This window comes from Shewanella sp. SM95 (genome assembly GCF_025653595.1).
In the GTDB taxonomy this organism is placed as follows: domain Bacteria; phylum Pseudomonadota; class Gammaproteobacteria; order Enterobacterales; family Shewanellaceae; genus Shewanella; species Shewanella oncorhynchi.
The window spans coordinates 1-1411 of the sequence record NZ_JAKKSE010000054.1 but is presented as its reverse complement, the minus strand read 5'-3'; the positions used below and the strand labels follow the sequence as shown (position 1 = coordinate 1411).

The 1411-nt window shown below is 48.2% G+C and carries 1 pseudogene; it reads right to left on the bottom strand.

Annotated features, from left to right (window positions below):
* Positions 1-1411: pseudogene (locus L5M29_RS23585) on the bottom strand (hypothetical protein); the annotation flags it as partial.

The window sequence follows — 1411 nt, the reverse complement described above, 5'->3', positions numbered from 1 at the left end:
ACTAACAAAGAAGAAGTCTGTTGGTGTGCCTCATGTAATCTGCAGTCCAATTTTGGTTTGTAAAACACCATCCTAGAATTGCCCTTCTCAATACCCTGTTTGCTGATTTTAACGACACGGCGGGAGAACTGGTTTGCGCTTTCGGTCTTACGAGCTTCCGGCCTGTAGCCTGTCAGTAGACTAATGCTTTGCAGATACGGAATATTCAGCGATTGTCGTTGTTTTCCACCAAGCGCACTAGATAATGAGTCCGTAAACGCCTTACAGAGATTTTCGCAGCCGGTGTGATGGTCTTCTGGGCCGTATTGCTCACACAAYGTATTCWGCACACCACRAACYCTGCTATCTATCTGCTGCTGAATTGACGGTAGCAGCAATGCTTTGGCTACCTCGTTGACCGTCCGGCCATTYACCTTAACGCTTATCCCTTCGGCGCSATAGGCAAATCGGTATTGATTAAGGCCTGCCTTAGTCAATAACCAGCATTCTTTGACRTTGGACAAAGTGGTTTTCTGACCTTCCGGCACGAACTCAAAATTAATCGCATACTCCACCACGATATCGCCATTATGCTGAGCAAAGCGCGAGATGGTGCAGTTACGGTCTTCGTCGTAAACGTCTGACATATCATGCGGCCGCGTCCACAARTCCAACAGGTTAACCGGATGTTTTGCAAAATCCTCTGCAACCTCAGATTTGAGGATKGGCATCATTACCGCCTCGGGTAAGGTTTGATTTACCTGAGTKCTGGTATCGTCCATTTCAGAGTTGAGTTTGGGGTAAGGRATCCAGCCKTGGCCAGATTCTAATTGCTTGAAAATTGCGTAAGGACGGAATGGCGCGGCCCCGATACCGTCAATGCTCCAGCGAAAAGATAATAGCAGGCTTTGTGCTTCGTCAAATAGGTAATTCAAGCTCTTKGGGTCTTGAGCCCACTCGCGGTACATTTCCAAAAATAATCGCTTGGTCTTAGGTGGGATATTAGGGTCGTTGGCGATGTCGCGATACCCTTCATGCTCGATTTCTCGACCGTTAGCAACAAGCTCTGCGAACTCCTTAGCRATCCGAATGCTATCCAATGTCAGCTGGGCGGCGTAACGCACCATCTTCTCTAAATACTTGGGTTTAAGGGTGTTTGGCTGTAGCGCGACGCGATTGTAAGTGACCGGATCGTAAGCTCGAGCATGAAGGGCTCTGGCGTCCATATCATTGCTTAAACGCCAAAGGTAATCCCTCACTCGAAGTGCATTTTCACTGCCTAACGCATTCCAGCGGGGTAATTTTGAAAGTCCTGTAGCTGAATTATCGGTTTTACCAACAAGGGTGCAGGTCACGCAGCCAAACCGTGCCTTACCCCCACAACCACTGTTTTTCTGCCCCACAATGATGTCGCAAACCTCATTTGAGCCAT